Raw genomic sequence first — 1,707 nt, forward strand, 5'->3', positions numbered from 1 at the left:
GGATAATAACGGAACCGGTAATGGTGACGGTAGTGATAATGGCGGTGGAGACGGTGGAGACGGTGGAGCATAGTAGGTTTATTTAATTTTTAGACGCGGTGAATATTTTTCTCCGCGTTTTCATTATGGAGATATAAATATGAAATTTAATCCACTAGTCATTAACACTCTCATTCTCTCACTTCTAACATTCAATGCCATGAGCGCTCAGGCCTCGAATAAGCATCACCATAAACATAACGACTGCTCATATCTAAATGGAAAAAATGGCGGCACTACCGAAAATGGTAACGCTAACGGCCAAAATGGTAAGAAAGGGTCACCGGGAACTTTATGCACCGATGGCGGCAACGGCGGGAATGGCGGCAACACACGTAACGGAAACGCAAATGGCGGAAGCGGTGCGCCCGGTGCAAATGGAGCTAACGGATGAATAATAGAATGAATAAATATGTCAGGTTGAGTCTTTTTGCCGTAGTGGCTTTCAACTCAATTGCAAATGCTTGTGCAAATACAGAAGAAAAAAATCTATTACCGTTTTCCCACTTAATTCATCGAATAGCTGATGGCGGGAATGGTGGCGACGGTGGGAGTGGCTCTGCTGGGGGCAATGGCGGGAATGGAGGAGATGGCGGTAGCGGGCCTGATGGTGGTAACGGTGGCAATGGTGGCAACGGAGGAAATGGCAATAGTGCTGATTCGCCTGGTGGGAACGGCGGTGAAGGGGGTGATGGAGGTAATAGTGGTAACAATGGTAACAATGGGCAGGGAGGAGAAGGAGCTGCAGGAGCAAATGGAGCTGATGGTGGAAATGGAGGGGATGGCGGCAGTAATAATTCACCAGGAGGGAATGGTGGCGATGGTGGCGATGGTGGCGATGGGGGAAATACCTGATTAAATAAAATGATGAATTTAACGAAGGAGAATTTAAATGCGAATTTTTCCTCTACGTACGTTTGTAAGCTCATTATTAGTAATAGCGGTCGTAACACTACGAGTATTAATCTTCTACACACCTTCTTTCCTGCTTCCTGTTTTGGCTTTCACTGCGAGCTTTAATGCCATCGCAGACGACGGAGATGGTGGGGATGGAGGTAACGGGTCCAGCAATGGAGACGGGGGTGATGGCGGGAATGCAGGATCCGGTTCTAATGGAGATGGAGGAAACGGGGGAAGCGGCGGCGAGGAAGGAGGTAATGGAGGAAACGGCGGCAGCGGTGATGGAACGGGGAACGGAGGAAATGGGGGCGATGCTGGTCCCGGAGGCCAGGGCGGCCAGGGAGGAAGCGGCGGCAGCAATGGAGGTCACGACGGTTCTCCAGGCATGAGTGGAGCTGAGGCATCCAAGTAAATGGTTGCCGTAAGAATATTAAAATCAAGTCTGTGCGACGGTGCAACAGTTACGCCCCGTATCTGCCGCACCGTCTCTATCAGAAGCAATGTACTGATATTGAATTTATCTTAGCATTTACTGATTGCTTTAGTATCGCTAAATGTAATTATAACTTCCGCTTCATATTGTCTGAGTGCAGGTATATATAACTGGAATACTCCCTGAAATGCAGGTGTTAACCATAGAAGCATAAATTTAGAATCCGTCTGAAGACCTACTTGAACAAAGCAATTACCTCCGTTTTTTTCAATGTTTTTTACAATATAGTTGCGTATTCCCTGGGATGATAGCAAATGAGAGCGAAGAATGATTGG

General features: G+C 47.5%; 4 protein-coding genes. 3 read left to right on the plus strand and 1 reads right to left on the minus strand.

Annotated elements, in window-relative coordinates; genetic code table 11:
• The first annotated feature begins 266 nt into the window (after positions 1-266).
• The 3 genes from J1785_RS01185 (at position 267) to J1785_RS01195 (ending at position 1,328) form a co-directional block, all read left to right on the plus strand.
• Entirely contained in the window at positions 267-437 is a 171-nt protein-coding gene (locus J1785_RS01185) for a hypothetical protein (RefSeq protein WP_217218618.1), read from the plus strand.
• Positions 438-574: 137 nt separating this feature from the next.
• Positions 575-898, plus strand: coding sequence for a hypothetical protein (locus tag J1785_RS01190; RefSeq protein ID WP_217218619.1), 324 nt, complete (start codon positions 575-577; stop codon positions 896-898).
• A 190-nt stretch (positions 899-1,088) separates the two neighbouring features.
• Positions 1,089-1,328, plus strand: coding sequence for a hypothetical protein (locus J1785_RS01195; protein ID WP_217218620.1), 240 nt, complete (start codon positions 1,089-1,091; stop codon positions 1,326-1,328).
• Positions 1,329-1,461: 133 nt separating this feature from the next.
• On the opposite strand, the gene J1785_RS01200 is transcribed toward J1785_RS01195, so the two are convergent.
• Positions 1,462-1,707 (minus strand): hypothetical protein (locus J1785_RS01200; protein ID WP_217218621.1); only part of this gene is annotated, 246 nt, incomplete at its 5' end.

This window comes from Rahnella perminowiae (assembly GCF_019049755.1).
Classification (GTDB): Bacteria; Pseudomonadota; Gammaproteobacteria; order Enterobacterales; family Enterobacteriaceae; genus Rahnella; species Rahnella perminowiae.

Bases quoted from the DNA above. Each gene is read 5' to 3' on its own strand.
- J1785_RS01185 (WP_217218618.1), top strand. From the start codon at position 267: ATGGCGGCACTACCGAAAATGGTAACGCTAACGGCCAAAATGGTAAGA.
- J1785_RS01190 (WP_217218619.1), top strand. From the start codon at position 575: ATGGTGGCGACGGTGGGAGTGGCTCTGCTGGGGGCAATGGCGGGAATG.
- J1785_RS01195 (WP_217218620.1), top strand. From the start codon at position 1,089: ATGGAGGTAACGGGTCCAGCAATGGAGACGGGGGTGATGGCGGGAATG.